General features: G+C 72.2%; 24 protein-coding genes and 1 pseudogene. 12 read left to right on the forward strand and 13 right to left on the reverse strand.

Annotated features, from left to right (window positions below; translation table 11 throughout):
- Positions 1 to 168: 168 nt before the first annotated feature.
- Together ACGF5G_RS19010 and ACGF5G_RS19015 are read left to right on the forward strand one after the other, a co-directional pair.
- Positions 169 to 1,044: an alpha/beta fold hydrolase gene (locus ACGF5G_RS19010; RefSeq protein ID WP_393264336.1), complete on the forward strand. Its 876-nt coding sequence runs from the start codon at positions 169 to 171 to the stop codon at positions 1,042 to 1,044.
- A gap of 411 nt (positions 1,045 to 1,455) precedes the next feature.
- Positions 1,456 to 2,046, forward strand: a complete 591-nt coding sequence (locus tag ACGF5G_RS19015; RefSeq protein ID WP_393264459.1) for a DinB family protein — start codon at positions 1,456 to 1,458, stop codon at positions 2,044 to 2,046.
- 414 nt (positions 2,047 to 2,460) lie between these two features.
- Here ACGF5G_RS19015 and ACGF5G_RS19020 read toward each other — a convergent pair whose 3' ends face one another.
- Positions 2,461 to 3,453 carry an alpha/beta hydrolase gene (locus tag ACGF5G_RS19020; RefSeq protein WP_393264339.1) on the reverse strand — a complete coding sequence of 331 codons (993 nt, stop codon included), beginning with the start codon at positions 3,451 to 3,453 and terminating at the stop codon, positions 2,461 to 2,463.
- A 77-nt stretch (positions 3,454 to 3,530) separates the two neighbouring features.
- Between ACGF5G_RS19020 and ACGF5G_RS19025 the strand changes: the two genes are divergently transcribed.
- Positions 3,531 to 4,124: a TetR/AcrR family transcriptional regulator gene (locus ACGF5G_RS19025; RefSeq protein ID WP_393264342.1), complete on the forward strand. Its 594-nt coding sequence runs from the start codon at positions 3,531 to 3,533 to the stop codon at positions 4,122 to 4,124.
- Positions 4,125 to 4,247: 123 nt separating this feature from the next.
- Here the strand turns inward: ACGF5G_RS19025 and ACGF5G_RS19030 are convergent, their stop codons facing one another.
- From ACGF5G_RS19030 to ACGF5G_RS19040, 3 genes are all read right to left on the reverse strand, one after another.
- A complete protein-coding gene (locus ACGF5G_RS19030; protein WP_393264345.1) occupies positions 4,248 to 4,670 on the reverse strand; it encodes a nitroreductase family deazaflavin-dependent oxidoreductase in 423 nt (140 codons plus the stop codon).
- Between the two features lie 243 nt (positions 4,671 to 4,913).
- Complete coding sequence (locus ACGF5G_RS19035; RefSeq protein WP_393264348.1) at positions 4,914 to 5,843, reverse strand: diacylglycerol/lipid kinase family protein; 930 nt, start codon at positions 5,841 to 5,843, stop codon at positions 4,914 to 4,916.
- Between the two features lie 123 nt (positions 5,844 to 5,966).
- Positions 5,967 to 6,710, reverse strand: coding sequence for a YqjF family protein (locus ACGF5G_RS19040; protein WP_393264350.1), 744 nt, complete (start codon positions 6,708 to 6,710; stop codon positions 5,967 to 5,969).
- A 183-nt stretch (positions 6,711 to 6,893) separates the two neighbouring features.
- On the opposite strand from ACGF5G_RS19040, the gene ACGF5G_RS19045 reads away from it, so the two are divergent.
- From ACGF5G_RS19045 to ACGF5G_RS19060, 4 genes are all read left to right on the forward strand, one after another.
- On the forward strand, positions 6,894 to 7,865 hold the full coding sequence (locus ACGF5G_RS19045) for an SRPBCC family protein (RefSeq protein ID WP_393264352.1): 972 nt from the start codon (positions 6,894 to 6,896) through the stop codon (positions 7,863 to 7,865).
- A gap of 25 nt (positions 7,866 to 7,890) precedes the next feature.
- Complete coding sequence (locus ACGF5G_RS19050; protein WP_393264354.1) at positions 7,891 to 9,066, forward strand: zinc-dependent alcohol dehydrogenase; 1,176 nt, start codon at positions 7,891 to 7,893, stop codon at positions 9,064 to 9,066.
- Between the two features lie 457 nt (positions 9,067 to 9,523).
- Complete coding sequence (locus ACGF5G_RS19055) at positions 9,524 to 10,099, forward strand: TetR/AcrR family transcriptional regulator (protein WP_393264357.1); 576 nt, start codon at positions 9,524 to 9,526, stop codon at positions 10,097 to 10,099.
- Complete coding sequence (locus ACGF5G_RS19060; protein WP_393264360.1) at positions 10,096 to 11,724, forward strand: acyl-CoA dehydrogenase family protein; 1,629 nt, start codon at positions 10,096 to 10,098, stop codon at positions 11,722 to 11,724. The genes ACGF5G_RS19055 and ACGF5G_RS19060 overlap by 4 nt, the downstream gene beginning before the upstream one ends.
- 39 nt (positions 11,725 to 11,763) lie before the next feature.
- Here the strand turns inward: ACGF5G_RS19060 and ACGF5G_RS19065 are convergent, their stop codons facing one another.
- Positions 11,764 to 12,363: a M23 family metallopeptidase gene (locus tag ACGF5G_RS19065; RefSeq protein WP_393264362.1), complete on the reverse strand. Its 600-nt coding sequence runs from the start codon at positions 12,361 to 12,363 to the stop codon at positions 11,764 to 11,766.
- A 136-nt stretch (positions 12,364 to 12,499) separates the two neighbouring features.
- On the reverse strand, positions 12,500 to 13,063 hold the full coding sequence (locus ACGF5G_RS19070; protein ID WP_393264364.1) for an adenylate kinase: 564 nt from the start codon (positions 13,061 to 13,063) through the stop codon (positions 12,500 to 12,502).
- Between the two features lie 105 nt (positions 13,064 to 13,168).
- On the opposite strand from ACGF5G_RS19070, the gene ACGF5G_RS19075 reads away from it, so the two are divergent.
- From ACGF5G_RS19075 to ACGF5G_RS19085, 3 genes are all read left to right on the forward strand, one after another.
- A complete protein-coding gene (locus tag ACGF5G_RS19075) occupies positions 13,169 to 14,446 on the forward strand; it encodes an MFS transporter (protein WP_393264366.1) in 1,278 nt (425 codons plus the stop codon).
- Between the two features lie 99 nt (positions 14,447 to 14,545).
- Positions 14,546 to 15,331 carry an alpha/beta fold hydrolase gene (locus ACGF5G_RS19080; protein WP_393264369.1) on the forward strand — a complete coding sequence of 262 codons (786 nt, stop codon included), beginning with the start codon at positions 14,546 to 14,548 and terminating at the stop codon, positions 15,329 to 15,331.
- Entirely contained in the window at positions 15,328 to 16,647 is a 1,320-nt protein-coding gene (locus ACGF5G_RS19085; protein ID WP_393264371.1) for a cytochrome P450, read from the forward strand. The genes ACGF5G_RS19080 and ACGF5G_RS19085 overlap by 4 nt, the downstream gene beginning before the upstream one ends.
- Positions 16,648 to 16,712: 65 nt before the next feature.
- On the opposite strand, the pseudogene ACGF5G_RS19090 reads toward ACGF5G_RS19085, so the two are convergent.
- The 7 genes and pseudogenes from ACGF5G_RS19090 to ACGF5G_RS19120 form a co-directional block, all read right to left on the reverse strand.
- Positions 16,713 to 16,805 (reverse strand): annotated as a pseudogene (locus ACGF5G_RS19090) (N-acetyltransferase); the annotation flags it as partial.
- A 12-nt stretch (positions 16,806 to 16,817) separates the two neighbouring features.
- The gene (locus ACGF5G_RS19095) at positions 16,818 to 17,687 is read right to left on the reverse strand and encodes a MerR family transcriptional regulator (protein WP_393264373.1); all 870 of its coding nucleotides are present in this window, start codon (positions 17,685 to 17,687) and stop codon (positions 16,818 to 16,820) included.
- A 173-nt stretch (positions 17,688 to 17,860) separates the two neighbouring features.
- Entirely contained in the window at positions 17,861 to 18,049 is a 189-nt protein-coding gene (locus tag ACGF5G_RS19100) for a hypothetical protein (protein ID WP_393264375.1), read from the reverse strand.
- Positions 18,050 to 18,109: 60 nt separating this feature from the next.
- Positions 18,110 to 19,090 carry a hypothetical protein gene (locus ACGF5G_RS19105; RefSeq protein WP_393264378.1) on the reverse strand — a complete coding sequence of 327 codons (981 nt, stop codon included), beginning with the start codon at positions 19,088 to 19,090 and terminating at the stop codon, positions 18,110 to 18,112.
- A gap of 77 nt (positions 19,091 to 19,167) precedes the next feature.
- Positions 19,168 to 19,497: a PadR family transcriptional regulator gene (locus ACGF5G_RS19110; RefSeq protein WP_350706191.1), complete on the reverse strand. Its 330-nt coding sequence runs from the start codon at positions 19,495 to 19,497 to the stop codon at positions 19,168 to 19,170.
- A gap of 139 nt (positions 19,498 to 19,636) precedes the next feature.
- The gene (locus ACGF5G_RS19115; RefSeq protein ID WP_393264379.1) at positions 19,637 to 20,683 is read right to left on the reverse strand and encodes a hypothetical protein; all 1,047 of its coding nucleotides are present in this window, start codon (positions 20,681 to 20,683) and stop codon (positions 19,637 to 19,639) included.
- 99 nt (positions 20,684 to 20,782) lie between these two features.
- Positions 20,783 to 21,763 (reverse strand): DUF2804 domain-containing protein, encoded by a 981-nt coding sequence (locus tag ACGF5G_RS19120; RefSeq protein WP_393264382.1) that lies wholly within the window; start codon positions 21,761 to 21,763, stop codon positions 20,783 to 20,785.
- A 225-nt stretch (positions 21,764 to 21,988) separates the two neighbouring features.
- Between ACGF5G_RS19120 and ACGF5G_RS19125 the strand changes: the two genes are divergently transcribed.
- Together ACGF5G_RS19125 and prfH are read left to right on the forward strand one after the other, a co-directional pair.
- On the forward strand, positions 21,989 to 23,188 hold the full coding sequence (locus ACGF5G_RS19125; protein WP_393264385.1) for an RNA ligase RtcB family protein: 1,200 nt from the start codon (positions 21,989 to 21,991) through the stop codon (positions 23,186 to 23,188).
- Positions 23,185 to 23,880, forward strand: a complete 696-nt coding sequence (gene prfH / locus ACGF5G_RS19130; RefSeq protein WP_393264387.1) for a peptide chain release factor H — start codon at positions 23,185 to 23,187, stop codon at positions 23,878 to 23,880. Before ACGF5G_RS19125 ends, prfH begins: the two co-directional genes overlap by 4 nt.
- Positions 23,881 to 23,964 lie beyond the last annotated feature (84 nt).

Genomic DNA, 23,964 nt, shown 5'->3' on the forward strand with positions numbered 1-23,964 from the left:
TGATCAGTCAGCACGCGGACGGCGGCAGATCCGGATGCGGGGTGTCGAAGCGAGTCGGGCGGTACGGGTTCGAGTTCCGGCACGATGGGCTGGTGAGTGATCTGGTCGACGGCGTACTGGCTGGCCCATCCGATCACGGCGGCGTGGACGTAGAAGGAGGAGGACGCAATGCAGGCGATCCAGAAGGTCCGCCATCGACAGGCTGACGTCAACGGTCTGGAGGTGTTTTTTCGCGAGGCCGGGCGTCCCGGCCGGTCGACGGTACTGCTGCTGCACGGGTTTCCGAGCTCGTCGCACACATTTCGGGAGGTCATGCCGACGCTGGCCGACGTCGCGTACGTGATCGCGCCTGATCTTCCCGGCTTCGGCATGTCCTCGTCGCCAACCCTCGACAAGTACGACTACACCTTCGAGAACCTCTCACGGACGATCGAGAACCTACTCGACCAGCTTGGGGTCGAGCGCTTCTTCGTCTACCTGCACGACTTCGGCGCAGCGGTGGGATACCACCTGGCCACTCGCGCCCCGAATCGCATCCGCGGCCTTGTTGTCCAGAGTGGCAACGCGCACGAGGACGGCCTCGGCGAGCAGTGGGACAGCGCCAAGGCGTACTGGGCCGACCCGACCGACGCCAGGCGCGCCGAACTGCCGGACTGGTTGAACTTCGCCGGCACCCGTGACCAGTACCTCGCCGGGCTGCCCGAGTACCTGCGCACGCTGCACTCTCCCGAGTCGTGGCACCTCGACTGGGAGCGCATGAGCCGCCCCGGCAACCTCGACGCGCAGTTCGCGCTGTTCAGTGACTACGCCAGCCACGTCGCGCGTTTCGGTGAGATCGCCGAGTACCACCGGGCTCACCAGCCGCCGGCGCTCGTGCTGTGGGGACGGCGCGACCCGTACTTCGACGTTGACGAGGTCCTCGCCTACCACCGCGCCCTCGATCGCATGGATGCGCACATCTACGACGGCGGGCACTTCTTGTTGGAGACGCACGCGGCCGAGTGCGCCAAGCTCATGCGGGCGTTCGTGCTCGACCACGCTTGAGCTTGCTTTGGCAGGGGCAGGGGCCAGGACGCGCTCTCCCTGTCGGTCGGCGCGCGTGACGAGAGCGGCGTTCCGCTGATCGGTTCGTCGATCCCCATCTGAGCCACGGCCCGGTCCCGCGCGGGCCGCCGGACCGCCAGCCACTCGCTGCGGAGGTCGCCGAAGCCAGCCTCGGCCCCAACAACCAGACCCAGGTCGGAGAGATCGACTGCGTACGCCAGCCAGCAGTAGCTCCCATGCCAGGATCGAACGCGCTGTCATCGGCACGAGCGGGTGGCGCCGCCCGCCTGGCGACCGTACGTAGCGCCCACTCGGCGGCTACGGACGAGGATGCCCGACCGCTCCAGCCGAGCGCTGATCTCGCAGGCGACACCTCGCACGATGCCCGGCGCATACGGAACACTGGCGGGCATGGCTGACTTGGGCGATGCGAAGGCTGCGCTACACCACTACCTGCAGGCGGCTCGCGAAGACCTGATCTGGAAGCTCGACGGGCTGAGCGAACGCGAGGCCAGACTGCCCCGCACCGCGACCGGCAACAACCTGCTGGGAGTCGTCAAGCATTGCCTCAATGTCGAAGCCGGCTACTTCGGGCCTACCTTCGGGCGCGAATTCCCGACGCCTGAGGAACTGGTCCCCATGCAGGCGTTCGAGGAGGACCCGCAGGCAGACTGGTACGCGCGGGAGGAGGAGACGAAGGATGGGCTGATCGATCTGTATCGCCGTGTCGGGGTGTTCGTGGATCAGACGATCGAACAGCTACCGCTCGACGCGCCGGGGCGGGTGTCGTGGTGGCGGCCAGGTGGACAGGACGTGACGCTTCAAAAAATCATCGTCCACGTAACCTGCGACCTCGCTCGTCACGCCGGTCACGCCGACATCATGCGCGAGCAGCACGACACGGCGATCGGCCTGCGGCGGGAGAACACCAACATCCCTCACGACTATGACTGGCCGGCGTACGTCACCAGGCTGACGAAGCTGGCTGACCGCTTCGGATAGCCGCCCGGTCCCGTCGGTGCAGTCGGTGACTTCAGCATCCGCTCTTCGGCGGGTGAGGACGCCACGGCTGGCCAGCGCGACAAGGAGCGGACCACCAACCCATCCGCCACGGCGGCTCAGCGGAGCCGACAAGCTGGCGGCGAAACTCCAGAGGTGCGGACGCAGCAGCCGCGTCACGGTCTGTTCCGCCGCGGGCTCGGCGTCCCTCATTGGTGGTGGGGCAGACCGCTCCCCCACCGGGGCAAGGTCCGAGGCGTTCATCGTTCTCCCGTCTTCATCGATCTCTCCTCACGACCAGGCCGGCGGTCGCGCCGATGGCCGTACCCCGGGTCGGCCAGCCGGTTGTGTCGATCGCCCGGGCCATGTGGGCCATGGCGGCGGTGACGTGGAACAGAAACCGGCCGGCCGAGGCGATCACCCGGTGAGGCCCCCGCGGAGGAACTCGGTGATCTCCGCTCGTGCGGCCTTGGCCTGGGGTACCACGCCCGGCATGCTGAGGAACGCGTGCGTGGCTCCGGGGTACTCGGTGAGCCGTGCGGCGGTCCCGGCCGCCCGCAGTCGTTCGGCGTAACGGCGGCCGTGATCGGCCACCGGATCCAGGGTCGGCACCACGACGAGCGCGGGGGCCAGCCCGCTCAGGTCGTCGGCATACAGCGGCGACAACGCGCGAGGATCCGTTCCCGGCGGCACGGCGAGCCGCTGGAACAGCCGCATCTGCGGCATGGTGAGGGTCGGGCTGTTGGCGTGTTCGTGCATCGAAGCGTGCTCGAACCCCGCCGCGGTGAGGTCAACGGCCGGGTTGACCAGCACCTGTGCCCGCAGGAGCGGGCCGGACTTCTTGGCCCGTATCGCGGCCAGGGCGGTGACCATCGAGCCGGTGCTCTCGCCGAAGACGGCGATCCGGGCCGGGTCGATGCCCCACTGCGCGGCGTGCTGTACCACGTGCAGAAGCACGTCCCAGCCGTCGTCGACGGCCGCCTGCAGCGGAGTCTGAGGATCGAGGAGCCGATGCTCGACCGACACGACGAGCCCGGGTAGCCGCGCGGCGAGGTGGCTGTTCACCCAGTCGCTCTGCACCGCCGTGCCCACGAATCCGCCTCCGTGAACATGGAGCACGAGTGGCAGGCCGGCCCGGGCGGCGCCTTCGCCCTCGCGCCCGGGCGACGGCCGGTACGTCCGGACGCGGAGCCTGCGTCCGGGAAGTGCGACCTCCTGCCACTGGATCGTGACGCCGCGGTCCGGGAACCCGGTGATCAGCCGCGCCAGGCGGGACGACCGCTTACGGTTCACCGCCTCCCGCAGCACCACCAGTTCCTCGGCCGTCATCGCCGACCAGTCCGGCTCCTTGCCCAGGGCCTGCATCAGCCGGATGCCCAGCGGCGCCCGCTCCGCGGTGACCTCGCTCATGGTTCTCCTCGACACTTTGTGGTTTCGATACCGAGAGTATCGATACCTAAGGTAGCGTAATCGGCTACCGTGTCAACATGACCCCTGGGACCACATCCGCCAGGCCGCCCGGCCGTCCGCGCACCGGCGTCAACGCCGCCGTCTTCACCGCGACGCTGAGCACCGTCCACGAGCTGGGCTACGCGCGCGCCACCGTCGACCGCATCGCCGCCACGGCCGGCGTCGCGAAGACGACGATCTACCGTCGCTGGCCGTCCAAGGGCGCGCTGGTCGTGGACTGCCTCCTCGACGCGTTCGGCCCGGTGCCGGTGGCGAGCGGCAGTCGAGCTCAGCTCGTTTCCTCGGCCATCCATTGGATCGCGGCGAAGATCGGCGAGCCCGGGGTGGGCGACGCGTTCGCCGGCGTGTTCAGTGACGCCGTCAGCGATCCGACCCTGCGCGAGATCCTGTCCGCGCGGCTGCAGGAGCCGTACCGGCTCGCGCTCCAGGAAGCCCTCGGCGAGCCGGAGAACCGGGTCCTGCTCCTCATCGACGTCGTCGTCGGGACCCTGCTCCACCGGATGGGCATGACCGGCGAGCCGATGACCGACGCTGACGTCGCGGCACTGGTCGAGATGGTCCTGCCGCACTTTGCCGACGACGGCGGTCGGCCCAGACCTGCCGTCGACTGACGGCGGCACCGGAAAGGAGACGCCGGCCGCCGACCGCGCCTGTGGACCGAGCAGGCGTAGGCCGCGCTCGACCGGCTGACAGGCGACGAGGACGCGAGGCGCTGTCGCTCACTCGTCCACCTCTCACGTGGGGGCACGAACGGGGCATTCACGGATTCGGAACACGGGGTGACGAGGCGCGATCCGGCGGGACTCCGGCAAGGGGGCTGCCGGCCCCAGCCCCAGGTGCGCCCGTGCGCCAGGCGCGGCGGCGAGGTAGCGGCGGAGGATCTCGGCGCGACGCTCGGACGCGATCTCCTCGAGCAGGATCGGGGTCTCGCGACCCCGACGGCGGAGCGCGGCCCTACCGCCCGCCGCCTGGACGTTCCGCACCCAGTTCGCATCCGGCCCGAGCATCGACACGAGGTATTCGGCACGACGGTAGGCCGTGACAGCGACCGGAAGCGAGGTGACGTTGCCGCTGTGACGCCCCAGCACCTTCAGCACGGCAGCGTGGCGCGGCGACAACCACCGAGCCCCGTACACCAGGACATCGAGCTGGTTCATCAGCCGCATGAGCCCGTTCGGCCGTCCTCCCCGATACATCGCGCGCTTGACTGACGCGACCGCGCGTACGACAGCTCGCCCGAGGCTCCGCGCCCGCACGGCGCGTTCGGTCGCGACTGCTTGTTCACTTGCCCTGTGACCGGTGTCTGGCGAGGCTCGGTCTAGGCGCCCGGGCTGTCGCTCTCTCATCGGCTGCCCACGCTGGTCGTGTGGTGTTTTGGCCTGCGCGGTCCCGGGCGTCGCCTAGCGGTCCGGGCTGTCGGCGGCGGCCATGACGCGCAGCGCGTTGGGGTCCAGGCCGATCCGGATCGGGGTCTCGCCGTACGGCTCCCCGTCCACCTCCACGGGCGCCGGCCGGTCGGTCTCCAGCCAGAGTTCGCGTACGGCGAGGAACGGCTCGTCGACGAGGGTGCGGCGATGGCCGGTGGCCGCGTTACGCGCCGTGTCCCGCAGCAGTCCGCGGCGGGTCGGGCCACCCACCGGGTACGCGACCAACAGCCGGTCGTCGGCGTCCGCGTCCGCGGTGATGGGCCGCCCCGCGTGGAAGCCGCCGTTCGCGACGTACAGCTGGTGGGTGAGGAACTCGTGCCGCCGTCCCTCGGCGCGTACGGCGGCGCGCAACGGCCGGTGCCGGGTCAGCAGCGCCAGGGCGGTCATCGGGTACGCGATCCGGCCGATGACCCGCTTGAGCCGCGGCGGTGTCCTGAGCATCACGTCGGCGGAGAGGCCGATGCCGATGTGGTTGGTGAACCGCATGTTGCCCACGAGTCCGAGGTCGACGTCGATCACCTTGCCGTCGGTGAGGACCGCGACCGCCGCGTCGAGGTCGAGCGGGATGCCCACCGTACGCGCGAAGTTGTTGGTGGTGCCCAGCGGCAGCAGGCCGAGCGCGATGTCGCGGTGGGCGAGCAGGCGCGCGGCGGTGCCGATCGTGCCGTCGCCACCGCCGGCGACCAGGAGGTCCGGCCCGAGGTCGGCGGCGTCGGCGAGGCTCTGCTCGAGTTCGGCTGGCCGGTCGACCGGGTACGTGCCGAGCAGGGTGAACCCGGCAGCGACCAGCCGCGACCGGGTCTCCTCGTAAAGCTGGCGGCCCCGGCGGGAGTGGGCATTGACGACCAGCACCGCCCGCCGCTCCCGCCGGATGGCCGCGCTCAGCTCCTGCTTCGTCCGCATAGGGCCCGACCCTAGCGCCGGACGGACGGCGTACGGCGCACGCCCGCCGGGTGTTCGGGTCGGCGGTGCCGTTGGCCACCCGGTTGATGGGTGCGCGCCGCCCACAGCGATGCGGGCCGGTGATCAGCGAGACGGGGGCAGGGCGGCCGGTGGGCCGAACCGGACCGGCACGCCGGGGGAATACAGCACGCTGGCCGGCGGCCCGGTCGGCGCCGGCAGCCCGGCGGCGGTGACCAGCTCGTCGTCCAGGTGCAGCAGCTCGGCCCGGTGCAGCGGCCAGCGGGGATGCCAGTTCGGCAGGTGTCGCGTGCGACCGTACGCCCGGGTGTGCAACCCCCATCGGGCGGTGACGAAATGCTCCAGCGGGGTCGGCTCGGCGATCGCCCCACCCACCCGAACCACCATCCGGCTCGTCGCACCGCGCGGACCGGGCCAGCGACGCCGGCACCGGTAGGTGTAGCGGTCGCCGTCCCGGTCCAGCCGCATCGCCGACCACATGTACGGCAGCCGCAGGGTCGCCCGGGCAGCCAGCACCGGGACCAGCCGGGACGCGTCGAGCGAGCGGAACACCACGGCCCGCCGGCCGGCGCCGTCGACCGAGTAGAGCCGGACGTTGGTCTCCCAGAAGCTGCCGAGGTACGGCACCCCCGGCCCACGGCCGAGGCCCAGCCCCACCATGCGGAAGCCGACCAGGCCGACATAGCTGAGCCCGTCGAGGGTGTCCGGGCGGGTGCCGGCCGGCAGCAGCGGCGCGACGAGCTCCGGAGCGACCGCCCAGTGCAGGAAGGCGAGGTCCTCCCAGCGCTGCCGCAGGATCGCTCGCGGGAACGCCTGCTCGGGCGCGCAGTCGACCGGCTCGATGTACACGTGCCCATCCTGCCCGGCGGCACCGGGTGACGCTCCCCTCCCGGGCGTGATCTCGACATTTCCGGGAAGACGGGCGCGGCAGGGTGCTGCCCCGTGCACCGGGTGCGAGGCGAGCGGACCTGGCCCGTGCGCGGCAGCGGGCTGATCGCCGCCTGGGACCGATCCGGAAGTGGAGCGAGATAGATGGCAGGAAGAACCACCATGGGCGTCCGATCGCTGACGGACAGCCTCGGCATCGAACGGGCGAGCCAGGACCGCAGGTCCGAAAGGCTGGCGCGGCTCCTGGGCTGGGCCAGTGTCGGCCTCGGAGCAGCGGCGCTCGGCGCCCGGCCGCAGGTCAGCCGGATGTGCGGCATCGACGATTCGCGTACGGCCCGGACGGTGCTGCGGATCGCCGGCGTGCGGGAGTTCGGGCACGCCGCCGCGCTGCTGATTCCGCGCCGGGCGGGGTGGGGGGCGTGGACGCGGGTCGCCGGCGACATCATGGACCTCGCCGCCAGCGGCCGGGCGCTGCGGAACCGCCACGATGAGCGGCGACGGCGGCTGCGCTACACGACCTGGGCGCTCGCCGGCATCACCGCTGTCGACCTCTACACCGCGGTACGGGTCACCCGGGGCCGACGGATGACGGGCGACAACCAGGTGGAGGCGTCGATCACGGTCAACCGCAGCGTCGAGGACACCTACCGGTTCTGGCACGACTTCGAGAACCTGCCACGGTTCATGTACCACCTGAAGTCGGTGCGGATAGCCGGCAACCGGCGTTCCCGCTGGACGGCGAAGGCCCCGGCCGGCGGCAGCGTCGAGTGGGAGGCGGAGGTCGTCGACGACCGCCCCGGCGAGCTGATCAGGTGGCGCTCCGTGGCGGGGGCGCAGGTGCCCAACTCCGGGTGTGTGCGGTTCAGGCCGACGGCGGGCGGACGCGGCACGGAGGTCCATGTCGAGCTGACGTACTCGGTGCCGGGCCGGCGGTTCGGCGCGATGGTGGCCAAGATGTTCGGTGAGAGCCCGCAGCAGCAGACCTGCGACGACCTGCGGCGGTTCAAGCAGGTCATCGAGACCGGCGAGATCACGAAGTCCGACGGCAGCCCACAGGGCAGCAGCGTCCAGCAACAGCTGAAACAGCGCCCCGCCCAGCCGCTGCCGACCCGCTGACCGGTCGAGAGAAGGCAGGAAGCACATGAGAGCCACCTGTTGGGTCGCCCCGAACAAGGTATCCGTCGACGACGTGCCCGACCCGCAGATCATCAACCCCCGGGACGCGATCGTGCGGATCACGTCGTCCGCGATCTGCGGCTCGGACCTGCACCTGCTCCAGGGATACCTCCCGGCGATGAGGAAGGGCGACGTGCTCGGCCACGAGTTCATGGGCGAGGTCGTGGAACTGGGCCACGGCGTCCGGGACGGGCTGGGTGTCGGCGACCGGGTCGTGGTGGCCTTCCCGATCGCCTGTGGCAACTGCGTCGCCTGCGCGAACGGCCTCTACTCCATCTGCGAGAACTCCAACCCCAACGCGGCCGTCGCCGAACTGGCGATGGGTCACTCGCCCGCGGGCGTCTTCGGCTACTCCCACCTGCTCGGTGGCTACGCCGGCGGCCAGGCGCAGTACGTACGCGTGCCGTACGCCGACGTCGGGGCGCTCAAGGTCGAGGACGACCTGCCGGACGAGAAGGTGCTGTTCCTGTCCGACGTCCTGCCGACCGGCTACATGGCCGCCGAGATGTGCGACATCGAGCGCGGCGACGTCATCGCTATCTGGGGGGCGGGGCCGGTCGGTCAGCTCGCCGCCGCCAGCGCCTTCCTCCTCGGCGCGGAACGGGTGATCGTCATCGACCGATTCCCGTACCGCCTCGCGATGGCGCGAGAGAAGACGGGCGCGGAGACGATCAACTACGAGGAGACCGACGTCCTCGACGCCCTGCGGGACATGACCGCCGGGCGCGGGCCCGACGCCTGCATCGACGCCGTCGGCGTGGAGGGGCATCACGCCTCGGCGGCGCTGCACGCGTACGACAAGGCCAAGCAGGCGCTCAAGATGGAGACGGACCGACCGCACGCGCTTCGGGAAGCCGTCCTGAGCTGCCGCAACGGCGGCACGATCTCGGTGATCGGCGCGTACGGCGGCTTCATCGACAAGTTCCCGATGGGCTCGTTCACGAACCGGTCGCTGACCATGCGGTCGGGCCAGACCCACGTGCAGCGCTACATGCGGCCGCTGCTGGAACGCATCCGTAAGGGCGAGATCGACCCGAGCTTCATCATCACCCACACCATGCGGCTCGACGACACGCCCCACGGCTACGACATCTTCAAGAACAAGCAGGAGGACTGCGTGAAGGTCGTCCTCAAGCCCTGACCCTCGCGGTCGTGCCGGTCTAGGACGACGGCGCTCCGGTCCTGCTCCTCGCTGCGGCCCGTCTCCCGCCGCGACATCGCCTTCGCCACCTCGATGGAGAACGGTGACCCCGGCGGCCCGCATCAGGACCGGCGGCCCCTCGGCGGTCAGCTCGCCGACGCCAGCCGCCCGCCGTCGGCCAGCACGTCCCGGGCCTGACGGGCGAGCAAGGAGGTGCTCGGAGCGCCGGGCGAGCTGCTCGCCGAGGCGGGCGTGCCGCGCCGCCTCCGCCTCCCGCCCGGCCGCCCGGTGCGCCGCGGCCAGACCGATGTGGGCGCAGACCTCCGCGCGGCGGTAGCCGATCTCCCGGCTCAGCCGCAGGGCCCGGTGCAGGAGGTCCTCCACGCCTGCCGCCACCTTGTGACCAAGGTTTGAATGATGGTTCAATTCTTGCGTGGTCTACCGGAGCACCGACCGTGTGAAAGCTCGGCTGAGCGCGTCCCGCGACCGGATCATCGTCGCCGCCCTGGAGATCATGGCCGGGCACGGGTACGCCGGCTGTTCGATCGCCGCCGTCGCCGAGCGGGCCGGCATGGCCACCGGCAGCGTCTACCGCCACTTCCCCACCAAGGCCGACCTGTTCGCCGAGGTGTTCCGCACCGCCTCCCAGCGGGAGGTGGACGCGGTCGCGCGCGCGGCAGCGCTGGAGCCCACGGTCGCCGCGCAGGTGTCCGCCGTCATCGAGACGTTCTCCGGCCGCGCGCTGCAGTCCCCGCGGTTGGCGTACGCCCTGCTCGTCGAGCCGGTCGACCCGGCGGTCGACGCCGAGCGGCTCGTCTTCCGCCGGGCGTACGCCGAACTGATCGCCGGCTACGTCGCGGCCGGCGTGGCGAGCGGTGAGCTGCCCCCGCAGGACCCGGAGCTGACCGCGACCGCTCTCGTCGGCGCCCTGGCCGAAGCGATGGTCGGCCCGCTGGCGGCCGGGGTCGCCGGCCCGAGCACCATCCCCAGCCTGATCACGTTCATCCACCGCGCGATTGGAGTGTCGCCGTGACGACGCACGAGGTCCGCAACCAGGTCCCCCCGCTGGCCGGCTACGACGCGGCGGACGACCCGGCGCTGCTCGACGGGCTCGCCCGGGAGGGCGCCGGGTGGGCCACCGCCGAGCTGCACGAGCTCGGCCGGATCGGCGGCACCGAGCAGGCGATCGAGTACGGGCGGCTGGCGAACGAACACCCGCCGGTCCTGCGCACCCACGACCGCTACGGCCACCGGATCGACGAGGTCGAGTTCCACCCGGCCTGGCACGAGCTGATGCGCACCGCGGTCACGCACGGGCTGCACGCCGCGCCGTGGGCGGACGACCGGCCCGGCGCACACGTAGCCCGGGCCGCCAAGTTCTACACCTGGCGCCCCGACGCCGGGCACGGCTGCCCCATCTCCATGACGTACGCGGCGGTGCCGGCGCTGCGGCACGACCCGGAGCTGGCCGCACGGTACGAGCCGCTGCTCACCGCCGCGACGTACGACTTCGGGCTGCGCGCGCCGCTCGGCAAGCGGGGGCTGCTGGCCGGCATGTCGATGACGGAGAAGCAGGGCGGCTCGGACGTACGCGCCAACGCCACCACCGCCCGCCCGGAGCCGGACGGCACCTACCGGCTCCTCGGGCACAAGTGGTTCACCTCGGCGCCGATGTGCGACGTCTTCCTCACCCTCGCCCAGGCGCCGGGCGGGCTCACCTGCTTCCTCGTGCCGCGGGTCCTCCCCGACGGCACGCGCAACCCGATGCGGCTGATGCGCCTGAAGGACAAGCTCGGCAACCGGTCCAACGCCTCTGCGGAGGTCGAGTACGAGCACGCGCTGGCCTGGCGCGTCGGTGACGAGGGCCGTGGCGTACGCACCATCATCGACATGGTCAACCTGACCCGCCTCGACTGCGTCATCGGCGCGGCGGCCGGGATGCGCCAGGGCGTGCTCACCGCCGTCCACCACGCCACCCACCGGCAGGCCTTCGGCCGGTACCTCGCCGACCAGCCGCTGATGCGCAACGTCCTCGCCGACCTCGCGGTCGAGTCCGAGGCCGCCACCGTCCTGATGATGCGGCTCGCCGGGGCGACCGACCGCTCCGCGCGCGGTGACGCCGGCGAGACCGCGTTCAAGCGGCTCGCCCTCGCCATCGGCAAGTACTGGGTCTGCAAGCGCTGGCCGACGCACGCCGCCGAGGCCCTGGAATGCCTGGGCGGCAACGGCTACGTCGAGGAGTCCGGCATGCCGCGGCTGTTCCGCGAGTCGCCCCTGAACTCGATCTGGGAGGGCTCCGGCAACGTCGCCGCGCTGGACGTCCTGCGCGCCCTCGCCAAGGAACCGCAGGTCATGGAGGCTTTCCAGGCCGAGGTGGCCACGGCCGCCGGCGCCGACCCGCGGCTCGACGCCGCCGTACGACGGGTGCGGGCCGACCTGGCCGACCACGGCGACCTCGAGCTGCGGGCCCGCCGCGTCGTCGAACGGCTGGCGCTCGTCCTGCAGGGCTCGCTGTTGGTGCGGCACGGCCACCCCGCCGTCGCCGACGCCTTCTGCGCCTCGCGCCTCGGCGGGGACCACGGCCACGCGTTCGGCACCCTGCCGCCCGGAGTCGACTTCGCCACGATCATCTCCCGCGCCGTGCCCAAGGTGGGCTGAGGCCACCGCGGCACTCCCCCACGATCCGGACCCGGCGCGTCACACCGATTCGACGACCTCCGACTCGTGGGGGATGCCCTGCTCGACCAAAACCGGCGGCCCGCCGGGTCGACGCCACGCCCGGTAGTCCCGGAAGGACATGGGGAGGCCGCGCGCGGCGAACGGATCCGCGGAGTCCATGACCTGGATGTGCAGGTGCGGCTGCGTGGAGTTGCCCGAGTTGCCGCAGTCGGCCAACTCCCGGCCGGCCGCCACGGGCTCGCCCTCGCCCACCCGGATCGAGCCGGCGCGCAGGTGGGCGAGCACGACGTACCCGCGACGGCCCGCCAGCTCGAGGATCACGTGGTTGCCGGCGAGCGCGCCCGCGCCCCCGCGAGCCCGGGACGCCTGGGTCAGGGCGTAGGGCACCCGCGCGAGCGGTGACCGCCGCGCCACGTGGTCCACCTCGCCGTCGTGGACCGACACCACCCTGCCGGCGGCGGGCGCGAGGATGGGCTGACCGAACGCGAAGAACCGCTCCGCCGGCTCCGTGGCCAACAGCGCGCGCCAGTCCCGCGTGGTCGCCGTGCGCCGGCCCCGCACCGCGACGAAGTCCATGGCGTACGTCGTGGCGAACAGGTGGGTGCCGTGGCTCGGCACGCGCCGGGCCGGACTGTTGCGCGCGAGCCACGTGCCGCGAAACGGTAGCGTGAGCACGACGTGGTCGAGAGCGGAGATCGTGAACCTCCCGTGTCACCTGCTCGTCCCCGCCACGAACTCTACCGGTGGACCGCCGTCAACGACGTGAGCCGGGCGTGCCGGCCCCGTCTCCCAGGCGGGGCAGGCCGGCCAACCAGCGATCCAGGGCTGCCGGCGAGCGGAACAGCAGCACCGGCGGCCCGGTCGGGTCGGCCTGCCAGGCCCGCATCCGTCGCCGGGCCCGGCCGAAGGCGGTGAGGTGCCACACCAGGATCGAGTCCCGGGACAGCACGCTGCCCAGCGACTCGCGGTTGCCGTTGCAGATCTCCTCCCCCGTCCGCAACCGGCGGACGGTGCGACGCAACAGGCGCCCGAAGGAGCACCAGCGCGGGTAGTCCAGGCCGACGACCAGGTCGGCGCGGGTCAGCACCACGTCCCGCCACCCGTGGTATGCGCCGTCGAGGATCCATCGGTCGCGTCGGCAGATCGCCTCGATCCGGCTGCGCTGCTGCGCGACCGGCACCTCGACCCAGCCAGGCTCCCAGAGCAGGTCGTCGACGGGGTACCACGGCAACCCCAGGTGCCGGGCCAGCCGCGCCGCCAGGGTGGACTTGCCGGCGCCGTACACCGCGTAGATGAGGATGCGCGAGGGAGCGCTCATCGCGGCAGCGTACGCCGGTGGCGCCACACCGCCCGGTCCACCGTGTCCCACCCCGCCGTCAGGCTCGCCAGCCTGGCCGGGGTGGCGGGACTATCCTCGCCGGGTATGAGCCAACGCGTCGGTCCGGCCCAGCCTCCCCTGTGGCGTGACCGCAACTTCGGCGCGTACTGGGCGGCGCAGTCGCTCTCCGCCGCCGGTGACTCGTTCGCCTACATCGCGGTGCCGCTGCTGGTGCTGCACGCGACCGGGTCGGTCGCCCAGATGGGCCTGCTCACGGCCGTGGCCGGCGCCGCCTCCGTCGGCGCGGGGGTCTTCGGCGGCGTCCTGGTCGACCGGTACGACCGGCGGACACTCATGGTCGCCGCAGACCTGGCCCGCCTGGTGCTCTACGCCCTCGTTCCCCTGGCCTGGCTCGCCGGCCCACAGATCTGGCTGCTCTTCGTCGTCCTGCCCATCTGCGAGGCGGCCGGCATGGTGTTCCAGGTCGCCGCGGTGACCGCGGTACGCAACCTCGTCGACCGACACCGGATCACCGAAGCCAACGGGCGGTTGCAGGCGACCTACGCGACGGCGGCCGTGGGCGGGCCACTGCTCGCGGGTGTGGTGTCCGCCCGGTTCGGTCCCACGGCGGCCATCGCCATCAACGCGGCCAGTTTCGCCCTGTCAGCCGCCGGCCTCTGGCTGGTCCGGCTCCGGCAGCCCGCCGAGGGTGAAGGGACCGGCAGCGGGCTGGGGCGGGAGACGCGACTGGCCGAGTTCCTGGCCGGCGCCCGGTTCCTCTGGCGTCAGCCCGTGCTCCGCTCGCTGACCATCCTGCTGTCGGTCTTCATCTTCCTGACGTACGGATTCACCGACGTGCTCATCTACCACGTCAAGTACGACCTCGGCGGCTCCGACGGCACCGTCGGCACGGTGCTCGGGCTGGCGGCGCTGGGCACGATCGCCGGAGCGCTGCTGGCGGCGCCGTTACGCCGCAGGCGTGGCTTCGGAGTCACCTGGATCGGCGCGGTGTCGATGTGCGGTCTCGCCATCGCCGGCATCGGCGTCGTCGGAGACGTGCACGGCGTCACCGTGCTGACCGCGGTATACCTGTGCGGCGTCAGCGTGGGCGGGATCTGCTCGATGTCGCTGCGCCAGGAGATCACGCCCGATCACCTGCTCGGGAGGGTCACGTCGGCTTTCTGGAGCACGCACTACTCGCTCGGCCCGGCCGGTGCCGCGGTGCTGACCTGGGCCGCCGGCCGGTACGGCGTCACCGCGGTGGCTCTCGTCGCCGGAACAGGGTGTCTCCTGGTCGCGGTCGGCGGACTGTTCACGCCCATCCGCCGGGCCGGCGCCGAGCCGGTCGCCCACGAGCCGGAGCTTCAGCGGGCCACCACCTGAGGCGGGCTACGGTCGCCTTCACGACGACAGCCTTCACCTTGTCGGCTCCAGGTTGTTCACTTCGGTCGCAGCGCCGCAACAGCGAAAGGGGTCGCCGTCATGTCGATCAGCCACACCAGTGTCGGTGACTCCGACGCGAGCCCGGTCACCGTCGGGCACGGGCCGCGCAGGGTGCTGGCGCTACACGGCTGGTTCGGGTCGGCGCGGGGCTGGGGCTGGCTACCGGAACTGATCGACGTCGAGCGCTTCACCTGGGCTTTCCTGGACTACCGGGGCTACGGTGCGCGCACCAGCGTCGCGGGCGACCACAGCATCGCCGAGATCTCCCGTGACGCCCTGGCCCTCGCCGACTCCCTCGGCTGGGACACGTTCTCGGTGATCGGGCACTCCATGGGCGGCAGCGCCGCCCAGCGGGTGCTCGCCGACGCGCCGGAGCGGGTGGACCGGCTCGTCGGCATCAGCCCGGTCCCGGCCGGTGGTGTGCCCTTCGACCTGCAGGGCTGGGCCCTGTTCGACGGCGCCGCCGCCAACCCGGGCAACCGGCGCGCCATCATCGACCTCACCACCGGCAACCGGCTCTCCGGCCGCTGGCTGGACGAGATGGTGCGGTTCTCCCTCGACCACTGCACCCGGGAGGCGTTCGGCGCCTACCTCACGGCCTGGGCGCGTACCGACTTCACGGACGACGTGAAGGGCAACCAGGTGCCGGCGCTCGCCGTCGTCGGCGAGCACGACCCGGCGCTGGGCGCCGACACGATACGCGAGACCTGGATGCGCCACTACCCGAACGCCCGGCTGGAGGTACTCGCCAACGCGGGGCACTACGCGATGTACGAGACCCCGGTGCGGTTGGTCACGGTGCTCGAGGAGTTCCTCGGGCAGTGAGCGTCGATCCGGCGCCCCTGGTCGATCCCCGCACCTACGTCGACGGCGTTCCGTACGACCTGCTCGCCACGCTGCGCGCGACCAGCCCGGTGGTGTGGGTCGAGGAGCCCCCGCTGCTCGGGCTGCCCGGCGGTCCGGGCTTCTGGCTGGTGCTCCGACACGCCGACGTGACGGCCGTGCTCAGGCAGCCAGGGCTCTTCTCGTCGGCGCTCGGCGCCACCCAGATCCGCGACCCGGCGACCCCGGAGGACCTGGGTTACGTCCGGCGAATGATGCTCAACATGGATCCGCCGGAGCACGGCCGGCTGCGCCGGCCGGTCGCCCGCTCGTTCACCCCGCGCGCGGTGGCCGCGCTGGAGGCGTCGATCCGCGCGAACGCGGCGGCGCTCGTCGAACGCGCGCTCGGCGACGCGGACGAGGGCAACTGCGACTTCGTCCGCGACCTCGCCGCCGACCTGCCGCTGCTCACCCTCGCGGACGTGCTCGGGGTGCCGGAGCGCGACCGCTGGCTGCTGTACGACTGGTCGAACCGGGTGATCGGCTTCCAGGATCCGGACTACGCCGTGTCCGCCGCCTTCGACCCGCAGGCCGGCACCGCCGCGGCCCGCGAGGCGCTGCGGCACCGGCCGGTGCCGGACGCCGACGGCCGGATGCCGGATCCGCGCGCCCGGGCCGGCATGGCCGACCTCTACGCGTACGCGCACCTGCTGGCCGGGTCGAAGCGCCGCAACCCGGGACAGGACGTCATGTCCATCCTGCTGGCGCACCGCGGCGACGACCGGCTCTCGGTGGACGAGTTCGAGAACATGTTCTGGCTGTTCGCCGTGGCCGGCAACGAGACCGTCCGCAACGGCCTGCCCGGCGCGATGATCGCCCTGCTGGAGCATCCGGCGGAGATGGCGCGGCTACGCCGGGACCCAACGCTGTTCGACACCGCCGTCGACGAGCTGCTCCGCTGGTGGACGCCGGTGATGGTGTTCCGGCGTACCGCCACGGTGGACACCGTCGTCGCCGGGGTGTCGGTGCGGGCCGGGGACAAGGTGGTGGTCTCGTTCGCGTCGGCCAACCGCGACGAACGGGTCTTCGCCGAGCCCGACCGACTCGACCTCGCCCGTCACCCCAACCCGCACCTCGTCTTCGGTCACGGGCCGCACTTCTGCCTCGGCGCGCACCTGGCCAGGTGCCAGCTCCGTGCGCTGCTCCAGGAACTGCTTGCCCGCACCGCCAGCGTCGCGTACGCGGGCCCACCCGACTACCTGCGCTCGAACTTCCAGCGCGGCGTCAAGCGCCTGCCGATCCGCTGGCGGCGCCGCTGATCACGCCCCCGACCCCGCCGAATCACCGGTGTGCCGTGCGGCCCAGGCAGGCGGAACCGGCCGGTTCAGGTGATGACGGGGCTGCGGCGCTCCAGCAGGACCACGTCGCGCCAGCGGCCGTGGTGGCGGCCGACCCGCTCGCGGATGCTATCCGCTCGGCGTCTGTGGCGTCATGGGTCGGACGGTGATGCCGGCCATGTCGCGGCCTGTCGGGGTGTTGCCGGTTCGCAGGGGAAGGCGACGTCGACGCACGGTTCAGTGTCGGTCGCGGTGTCCCAGTTCTGGTAGTAGATCTCCCGCGCGGACGCACTCAGCCGCTGGTCGTGATCTCGGAGCCACGTGTCCAGCGCGTCGTAGGCCCGCAGGATCGCCGGATAGACCGCCTCCGCCTTCGTCAGCGACACGTACGCCTGCCGGTGGGCTCGCTCGATCCGGACCCCCACCGACCCCTCGGCCTCTACCGGATCACCCGTCGGGGCACACACCTCGACAGGCCCGTCGGAGTCCTCGGTGACCAGGCCGTGGTAGGCGACGAACACGGGCCCGGACAGCGTGCCGCCGGCGGCGGTCAGGTGGTCGAACAGCAGGCGCGTCGCTTCGGGCAGGAAGGACGGAAGGCGACCGGCGGTCACGTGTCGCTGGATGAAGATCACCTTCTGGGTGGGCACGTCGCGGCACCGGACCCCGGACGCGACCCCCGAGGCCGCTCGATCGTCGAGGAGATCCAGCAGGTGACGCACCAGCGGCCGACGGGCGTGGTGCGCGGCCTCGGCGTCCCGCCAGTACGCCTCCACCCTGTCGACCGCCTGCGGGCCGGGAAGGCCGAGCACCTCCGCGATGGCCGCCATGGGCATGCCGATCGCGCGCAGCAGGGTGACGCGGCGAGCCCGGTCGAGTTCCGCGTCGCCGTAGTACCGGTAGCCGGTCCGGGCGTCGACGTGCGCCGGGCACAGCAGTTGACGCTCCTCGTAGAGGCGCAACGCCTTCGTGCTCAGTCGGGACCGATTCAGGAACTCACCGCTCGTCAACCACCGTGGCATGGTCCGAAGTCTGCCCTCCGCCCCAGGGGCAGGGTCAAACAGGCAGGTGTCGATCATCGGCCGGCATGACGCACCGGTCGCGCCAGCCATCGCCCGCCGTCACCTACCGCAACGGCGGCTCTGGCCACTCTCCCGCCCAGGCACCACCGGCGCGATCGTGAGGGGGCTTCGCCTCAGTCACCGTCGCCGTCGCCGCCGCCACACCCCCCGGTGTCACCCGAGGTCGCCAGCCACAACAGGCCGGCCGGGGTCGCGGCCTGGGTGGTCACGACCTGGTCGAGGCGTACGCGTGCCGGCAACCGCCGGTACTTCTCCGCGCCGCCGGGATCCTGCGTCCTGCGCGGCTTGTCAGGCTCCGACATGAGGGGATCTCCTCTCGCACAACTCGATGGGTCGCTGGCCATCTGATGGCCCGTATCACGTCATCCCGACACGTCGGCGGGGTTCACGGAGAGTTCCCGGGTGGCCCGCAGCGCCAGCATCGCCAGCGGCGCGCACACCAGCAGCAGGATCGCTGCCTCGGCAGCGCACACCGCTGTCACGGCAGCAGATACGCCGCCCCGCAGGACGTAGTCGGCGACGGACACGCCGCGCAGCGCGAGGGCAGCAATCCCCAGGAACAGGAGAGCCAGCGGCCAGTGGGCTGCCCGGGCCACTGCCGACGCGCGCAGGACGAGGTAGCCGACACCCGCTGCGGACACCGACAACGCACACAGGCCCGGCCAGTCGAGTGCGGCGAATCGCAGCTCCTGCTCCACGGGAAGTGTCCACATCCCGATGACGTACAGGGGGCTCAGGAGGACACCGGCGACGAAGGCACGGATCCAGGTCCGGGTGCGCACGGGCGGAGCCTCCCGATGGAACGCCACCAACGCCAGCACCAGGCCGGTGTTGACGAGCACGATGAGCCAGGTGGTGGGGGGCGTGCCGCCAGGCAGGAACATCGCCTCGTAGGTCCTGGCGACCCAGTCCGCGACGAGGGGCACCGCCGCCAGCCAGCGGGCCGGCCTGGGCTGATTCACCGCGAGCGCGACGAACGCGGCGATCGCGAACAGACCAAGGGGATTGAACGCCAGGCGCCACGGTGCACCGGGCAGGTCGAACACCGGCTCGGTGGGCGGCGTCGGCAGCGGCGGAAAGTCGCCGGCGAGCCAGGGCATGACGCCGATCTCCACCGCCGCCGTGACGGCATGGAAGAGCAGGCCGAGCAGCACCACCGCGCGGATCGCATCGCCCCGGAGCCGCGACCTCGGCTCGGCGCCGACGCCGCCGAGCCGAAGCCGCGTAGCAAGCGCCAGGACGCTGAGGACTTCGTCTCTGTCCGGCCGGCCGTGGTCCCGGAGGTACGCGGCGTCCTCGGTGTCTTCCTCAGCGCCGACGCACTCCAGGAAGGTGCGGACCATGTCGTCCTCCCACCTCCGGCGATAGGAGGCTGGCAGAAGCGTCAGCAGCCGGCGGTACCGCTGCTCCAGACTGCTCGTCATGCCGCGCCGCCGGCGGCCGGCCGCCACACACCGAGTCTTTCAGCGGCCGCACGGGCATTGGCGGCTTGGCGGTCAGCTTCCTCCGCCAACGCCCGCCCGCCGGAGTTGGTCAGCCGGTAGTACCGCCGGAGCCGACCCTGCTGCACCTCCTCGCGGTCCAGTTCCACCAGACCGTCGGTGACGAGCCGGTCGAGCACGCCGTAGAGCGTGCCCACCCTCAGGTGCACCCGCCCCCGCGACAACTCCTTCACCTCGTTGACGACGCCGTAGCCGTGGCAGGGCCCACCGGCCAGCGCTGTCAGGACGAAGAACGCCGCCTCGGTCATCGGTCGAGTCACCATGGCCACAATATATCGGGAGACAGGATATGCGTCCAGGCGGACATATCTGGAGGAGCGCTGACGCGGCCGGCGAACGCCGGGTGAGGTCCGGGGTCCGCCGCCTCGACCGACCGGGCCAGGACGGTTAGCGCGACCTGGCCCGCCGGGAACGGGCCACCACGACCCCCGCCACGACGACCAGACCCAGCCCGAGTGCTCCGGCCGCCACGATGAACGTGGCCACGTCGTCGGGGTGGTCCGCCCTGTCGTCGTCCGCGGCGCGCGCGGTCGGCGCGGGGGTGGCAACCGGCGCTGTCGACGGGTCGGCCGCGGCCAGGGCGTAGCGGAGGAGGTCCGCCCTTGTTCCCGGCGGCCGGCCGGCGGTTTCGGACACGGTGAGCAGGGACCGCCCGTCGCGGCTGTAGGTGATCGACTCGCCCTGCGGCTCGTCGGGTAGCGGGGTGATCCGTGGGGTCCCGCTCGTCAGCGCGGTGACCACGTCGCCGTCGGCGACGTCGAACTCGTACGCGTCGGCGTAGGTGCGCAGCACTATCCTGCGCCCGTCCGTCGCGGTGGCAGCGCCGGTGACCGCTGTCCGGCCGAGCACCGAGAACGGGTTGCTCGTCGTGGAGGCCGGCAACCGGACCTGTCCCACCTTCGCCAGTGGCACGGTCGTGCCCGGTCGCAGTGGGCCGCTCGGGGCGTACAGGTTGGCCGAGTACTTGGTCACGATCACCGGCCGGCCGTCGCCGGTCACGAGCATGGCCTCGGCGTCGTGCGGGCCGTCCGGATACGCCATGCGGTGCAGCACCGGACGGTCGGCGCCCGGCGGCAGCTTCCACACCGCGACCGTCTGCCGGGAGCGGTCGTTGTCACCGATGTCTGCCACCCAGACCGTGCCGTCCACGCCGACGGCGAGGTCCTCGGTGTCGCGGGGCCGCGACGGATACGACACCGTCCGCGTGACGGCGCACTCGTGATCAAGGAAGAAGATCCGGCGGCGGGCCTCGTCGTCCGCGCCGTCGTTGACCACCACGTACCCGCCGTCCGTGGCGGCCAGGCCGGAGATCTCGGTCAGCCGGTCGTCACGCACCTCGCACAGCGGCGTCCCCCGGACCGGAGCGGGCGACGGGTTCGCCACCGCGGCGCCCGGCACCAGCAGGACGGCGAGGATGACGGCCGCTCCCGCCACGCGCGGCAACCTCCGCGCGGTTCCCTTACTGCGTCGCATCACCGGCAATCCTCCCATTGCGGCACGCCGGCAGGTCCGCCGACGCCGGTCCGTGTCGGACTACCAGCGGTTGCGTGCTTCCTCCGCCCAGCCGGCGAGGCCGTCGAGGTCCGTGCGCTCGCCGTCGTCGGTCTGCGCCCAGCCGGTGAAGTGCCCGAAGCACTGGTGGGTCTCGTTGGCCAGCACGCCGAGGTTGGTGCGGGCGACCCGCTCGTGGAACGGATGGAACTCCACGTCCACCCGGTCGCCGGTGATCCGCCAGGGCCGTAGCCAGTCGGTGCGGTCGTAGCGCCAGGTCAGGTCGGCGCCGATCTTGTGCAGCCGCCCGTCGACGAAGAGGGCGTTCTCGGTGGAGCCGGTGCCGTCGGTCCATCGGCCGCCGAGTTGGATGGATCGGCCCGGGCCGCTGCCGGCCGCCCAGTTCCACCGGATGGCGTACGGCCATCTGCCACGGCCGTGGTCGAGCACGGCGAACGAGTCCTTCTCGCTGATCGGGTACGCCGTGTCGCCCACCCGCAGGGTGCCGCGCACGGGCCGCCCGAGGTCCTTGACGGTGTACTGGAACCGGCGGGTGTCCCACGGCACCACGACGCCGAGCGATTCGTGTTCCGCGGGCAGCGGCGCCTCCAGGTCGACCTGGACGCCGGGGGTGGTGGCGCGGATCGTGCTGCCGTCCGGGCGCTGGTCGATGTCGATCGACAGGCCGCCGCCGACGGCGCGTACCCGGCCCGCGCCGCTGGCCGCCGGGAACAGCGCGCGGCGGGCGAACGGGACCACCGTCTCCTTGGTGGTCTCGACGCCGCTGTGGCGGTCGAGGACGTAGACGCTGTGCACGCCCGCGTAGTCCAGCGACGACGCGACGAGGCCGACGACGTGCGTGGGGGTGACGATTCCCCAGTACTCCCACCGCTTGGTCCGTCCCCAGCCGCGCAGGTTGGCCCGGTGCAGCGGTCTGCGGCTCCAGCCGACCGCCGCCGGGTTGAGCCGCCCGTCGGGCAGGCACAGGTCGACCGGTTCGGTGATCTCCCGCTCGCGCGTCACCGGGGCAGGGTACCGGTCGGCCGGCGGCCCGGTCGGCGGTCGGGCATGACGTCCAGCGGAGCACCGCCCGCGCCGCCGAAAGTCGCTTGCCGCCAACGGCGGGCTCCGGGAGGCTGGGTCCATGACGTTCTGACGGACAGCACCCCCGTTGCTCCCAGGCCCCACGGCGCCGACCGGTGCCGTCGTGCCGTCCGCCCGTCCCCTTTCAGCGAAAAGCGAGCGTCCTTGTCTCCGCACCAGTGGCGGCGGGAGTCCCTGCCGCAGTCCAACCCTGCCCCTGCCCCTGCCACCGTCACCGTGTTCGCCTCCCCCACGAGCTGGATCGAGTCCGACGCCCTGGCGCAGTGCCGGCAGGTGGCCGCCCTCGACGGCATGATCCACGTCGCCGCCATGCCGGACCTGCACCCGGGCAAGGGCGCCCCGATCGGCGCCGCCATGGCGTCGACCGTGCTGTACCCGTTCCTGGTGGGCTCCGACATCGGTTGCGGCATCGCCGTGTTTCCCATCAGGCTCAAGCGCCCCGTACCCGAGAGGCTCGCCGCCCGGTTCCCCGACCTCGACCGCGCGCTGGACCCCGAGCAGGACGCCGACGACCCGGCCTGGGCCGTCGTGGAGGGCGACGTTCCCGCCGGTCACGTCGAGGGCCTCGGCACGGTCGGCCGGGGTAACCACTTCGTCGAGCTGTCGCGGATCGAGACCGTCCTCGAGCCGGGCCACGCGAGCCGTCTCGGGCTCACCGCCGGCGACCTCGTGCTCATCGTCCACAGCGGTTCCCGGGGGCTGGGCGAACGGATCCTGCGGGCGCACACCGAGGTCCACGGCGCGGGCCCCGCCCCTGACGCCGCCACCTACCTGGCCATGCACGACGACGCCGTACGCTGGGGATCACTCAACCGGCGGCTGTTGGCCGCCCGGGTCGCCCACGCGCTGGGGGCCGAGCCCACCGAGCCGATCGTCGACCAGTGCCACAACCTGGTCGAGGTCCGCGACGGCATCTACCTGCACCGCAAGGGCGCGGCGCCGGGCGACGGCCGCGACGTGCTCGTCGCCGGCACGCGCGGCACCCCCTCCTACCTCGTCGCCGGCCACGCCGGCCCGGAGGCCAACCATTCCGTGGCGCACGGCGCGGGCCGCAAGATGTCCCGCGCCGACGCCCTGCGCCGGGGCCGGGCCAAGCACACCGTCGAGGAACTGCGCCGCACCCCGGTCGGGTCGTTGGTGGTGTGCGGCGACCGCCAGTTGCTCTTCGAGGAGGCCCCGACGGCCTACAAGCGCATCGAGCAGGTCGTCAGCGATCTCGTCGACCACGGCCTGGCCACCCCCGTGGCCACCACGGTCCCGCTGGTCACCTACAAGACACCCGACGTCGGGCCCGCCTCCCGACCGGACCGGCGGGACAACCGCCGCAGGCGAGGCCGGCCATGAGCGTCCACCTCCTCGTCTCCGCCGGGCGCGGCCCGCAGGAGTGCGCCTGGGCGCTGGCCCGGCTGCTGCGTCGCCTGGAGGCCGACGCCACCCGGCACGGTCTGCCGACCCGCCGGGTGCAGACCGTGCCGGGTGATCGGCCCGACACCTACCGGTCGGTGCTGATCCGGATCTCCGGTGCCGGCGCCGAGGCGTTCGCCGCCTCGTGGACCGGGACCCTGTGCTGGCAGGCGCCCAGCCCCTACCGGGCGAGCACCGGCCGGAAGAACTGGTACGTCACCGCCCGACCGTGCCAGGTCGACACCCCGACCACGACGTTCGCGGAGGCGGACGTCGACATCGTCGCCTGCCGTACCGGCGGCCCCGGCGGTCAGCATCGGAACAAGGCCAGCACGGCCGTACGGGCGACCCACCGCCCCACGGGCCTCGTCGTCGTGGTCGACACCGAACGGCAGTTCAGCCTCAACCGCCGCATCGCCGTCCAACTGCTGCGGCAACGCGTCGAGCACGGCGACGAGACAGCGCGTAACGCCGCCACCACCGCCCGCTGGCGCGTCCACGACGAACTCGTCCGCGGCAACCCCACCCGCGTCGAACGCCCGAGCCCCTCGGGACAGGAGACGGTCCCACCGCAGCGGGCGCACCAGCGACGGGGACGGTCCACCGGGCCACGCCCGCCCCGCTCGTTGTAGTGCCACCGCCGCTGGGCGCCCAGGTCTGCGTCGAAGGTGTGCGGGTTGAGCCGAGCAAAACTAGATTCATTCCAAAAGAATGGA

This window comes from Micromonospora sp. NPDC047730, assembly GCF_043204765.1.
In the GTDB taxonomy this organism is placed as follows: Bacteria; Actinomycetota; Actinomycetes; order Mycobacteriales; family Micromonosporaceae; genus Micromonospora.

Bases quoted from the DNA above. Each gene is read 5' to 3' on its own strand.
- ACGF5G_RS19010 (WP_393264336.1), top strand. From the start codon at position 169: ATGCAGGCGATCCAGAAGGTCCGCCATCGACAGGCTGACGTCAACGGT.
- ACGF5G_RS19015 (WP_393264459.1), top strand. From the start codon at position 1,456: ATGGCTGACTTGGGCGATGCGAAGGCTGCGCTACACCACTACCTGCAG.
- ACGF5G_RS19020 (WP_393264339.1), bottom strand. From the start codon at position 3,453: ATGAGCGAGGTCACCGCGGAGCGGGCGCCGCTGGGCATCCGGCTGATG.
- ACGF5G_RS19025 (WP_393264342.1), top strand. From the start codon at position 3,531: ATGACCCCTGGGACCACATCCGCCAGGCCGCCCGGCCGTCCGCGCACC.
- ACGF5G_RS19030 (WP_393264345.1), bottom strand. From the start codon at position 4,670: ATGAACCAGCTCGATGTCCTGGTGTACGGGGCTCGGTGGTTGTCGCCG.
- ACGF5G_RS19035 (WP_393264348.1), bottom strand. From the start codon at position 5,843: ATGCGGACGAAGCAGGAGCTGAGCGCGGCCATCCGGCGGGAGCGGCGG.
- ACGF5G_RS19045 (WP_393264352.1), top strand. From the start codon at position 6,894: ATGGCAGGAAGAACCACCATGGGCGTCCGATCGCTGACGGACAGCCTC.
- ACGF5G_RS19050 (WP_393264354.1), top strand. From the start codon at position 7,891: ATGAGAGCCACCTGTTGGGTCGCCCCGAACAAGGTATCCGTCGACGAC.
- ACGF5G_RS19070 (WP_393264364.1), bottom strand. From the start codon at position 13,063: ATGAGCGCTCCCTCGCGCATCCTCATCTACGCGGTGTACGGCGCCGGC.
- ACGF5G_RS19075 (WP_393264366.1), top strand. From the start codon at position 13,169: ATGAGCCAACGCGTCGGTCCGGCCCAGCCTCCCCTGTGGCGTGACCGC.
- ACGF5G_RS19080 (WP_393264369.1), top strand. From the start codon at position 14,546: ATGTCGATCAGCCACACCAGTGTCGGTGACTCCGACGCGAGCCCGGTC.
- ACGF5G_RS19095 (WP_393264373.1), bottom strand. From the start codon at position 17,687: ATGCCACGGTGGTTGACGAGCGGTGAGTTCCTGAATCGGTCCCGACTG.
- ACGF5G_RS19100 (WP_393264375.1), bottom strand. From the start codon at position 18,049: ATGTCGGAGCCTGACAAGCCGCGCAGGACGCAGGATCCCGGCGGCGCG.
- ACGF5G_RS19105 (WP_393264378.1), bottom strand. From the start codon at position 19,090: ATGGTCCGCACCTTCCTGGAGTGCGTCGGCGCTGAGGAAGACACCGAG.
- ACGF5G_RS19110 (WP_350706191.1), bottom strand. From the start codon at position 19,497: ATGACCGAGGCGGCGTTCTTCGTCCTGACAGCGCTGGCCGGTGGGCCC.
- prfH (WP_393264387.1), top strand. From the start codon at position 23,185: ATGAGCGTCCACCTCCTCGTCTCCGCCGGGCGCGGCCCGCAGGAGTGC.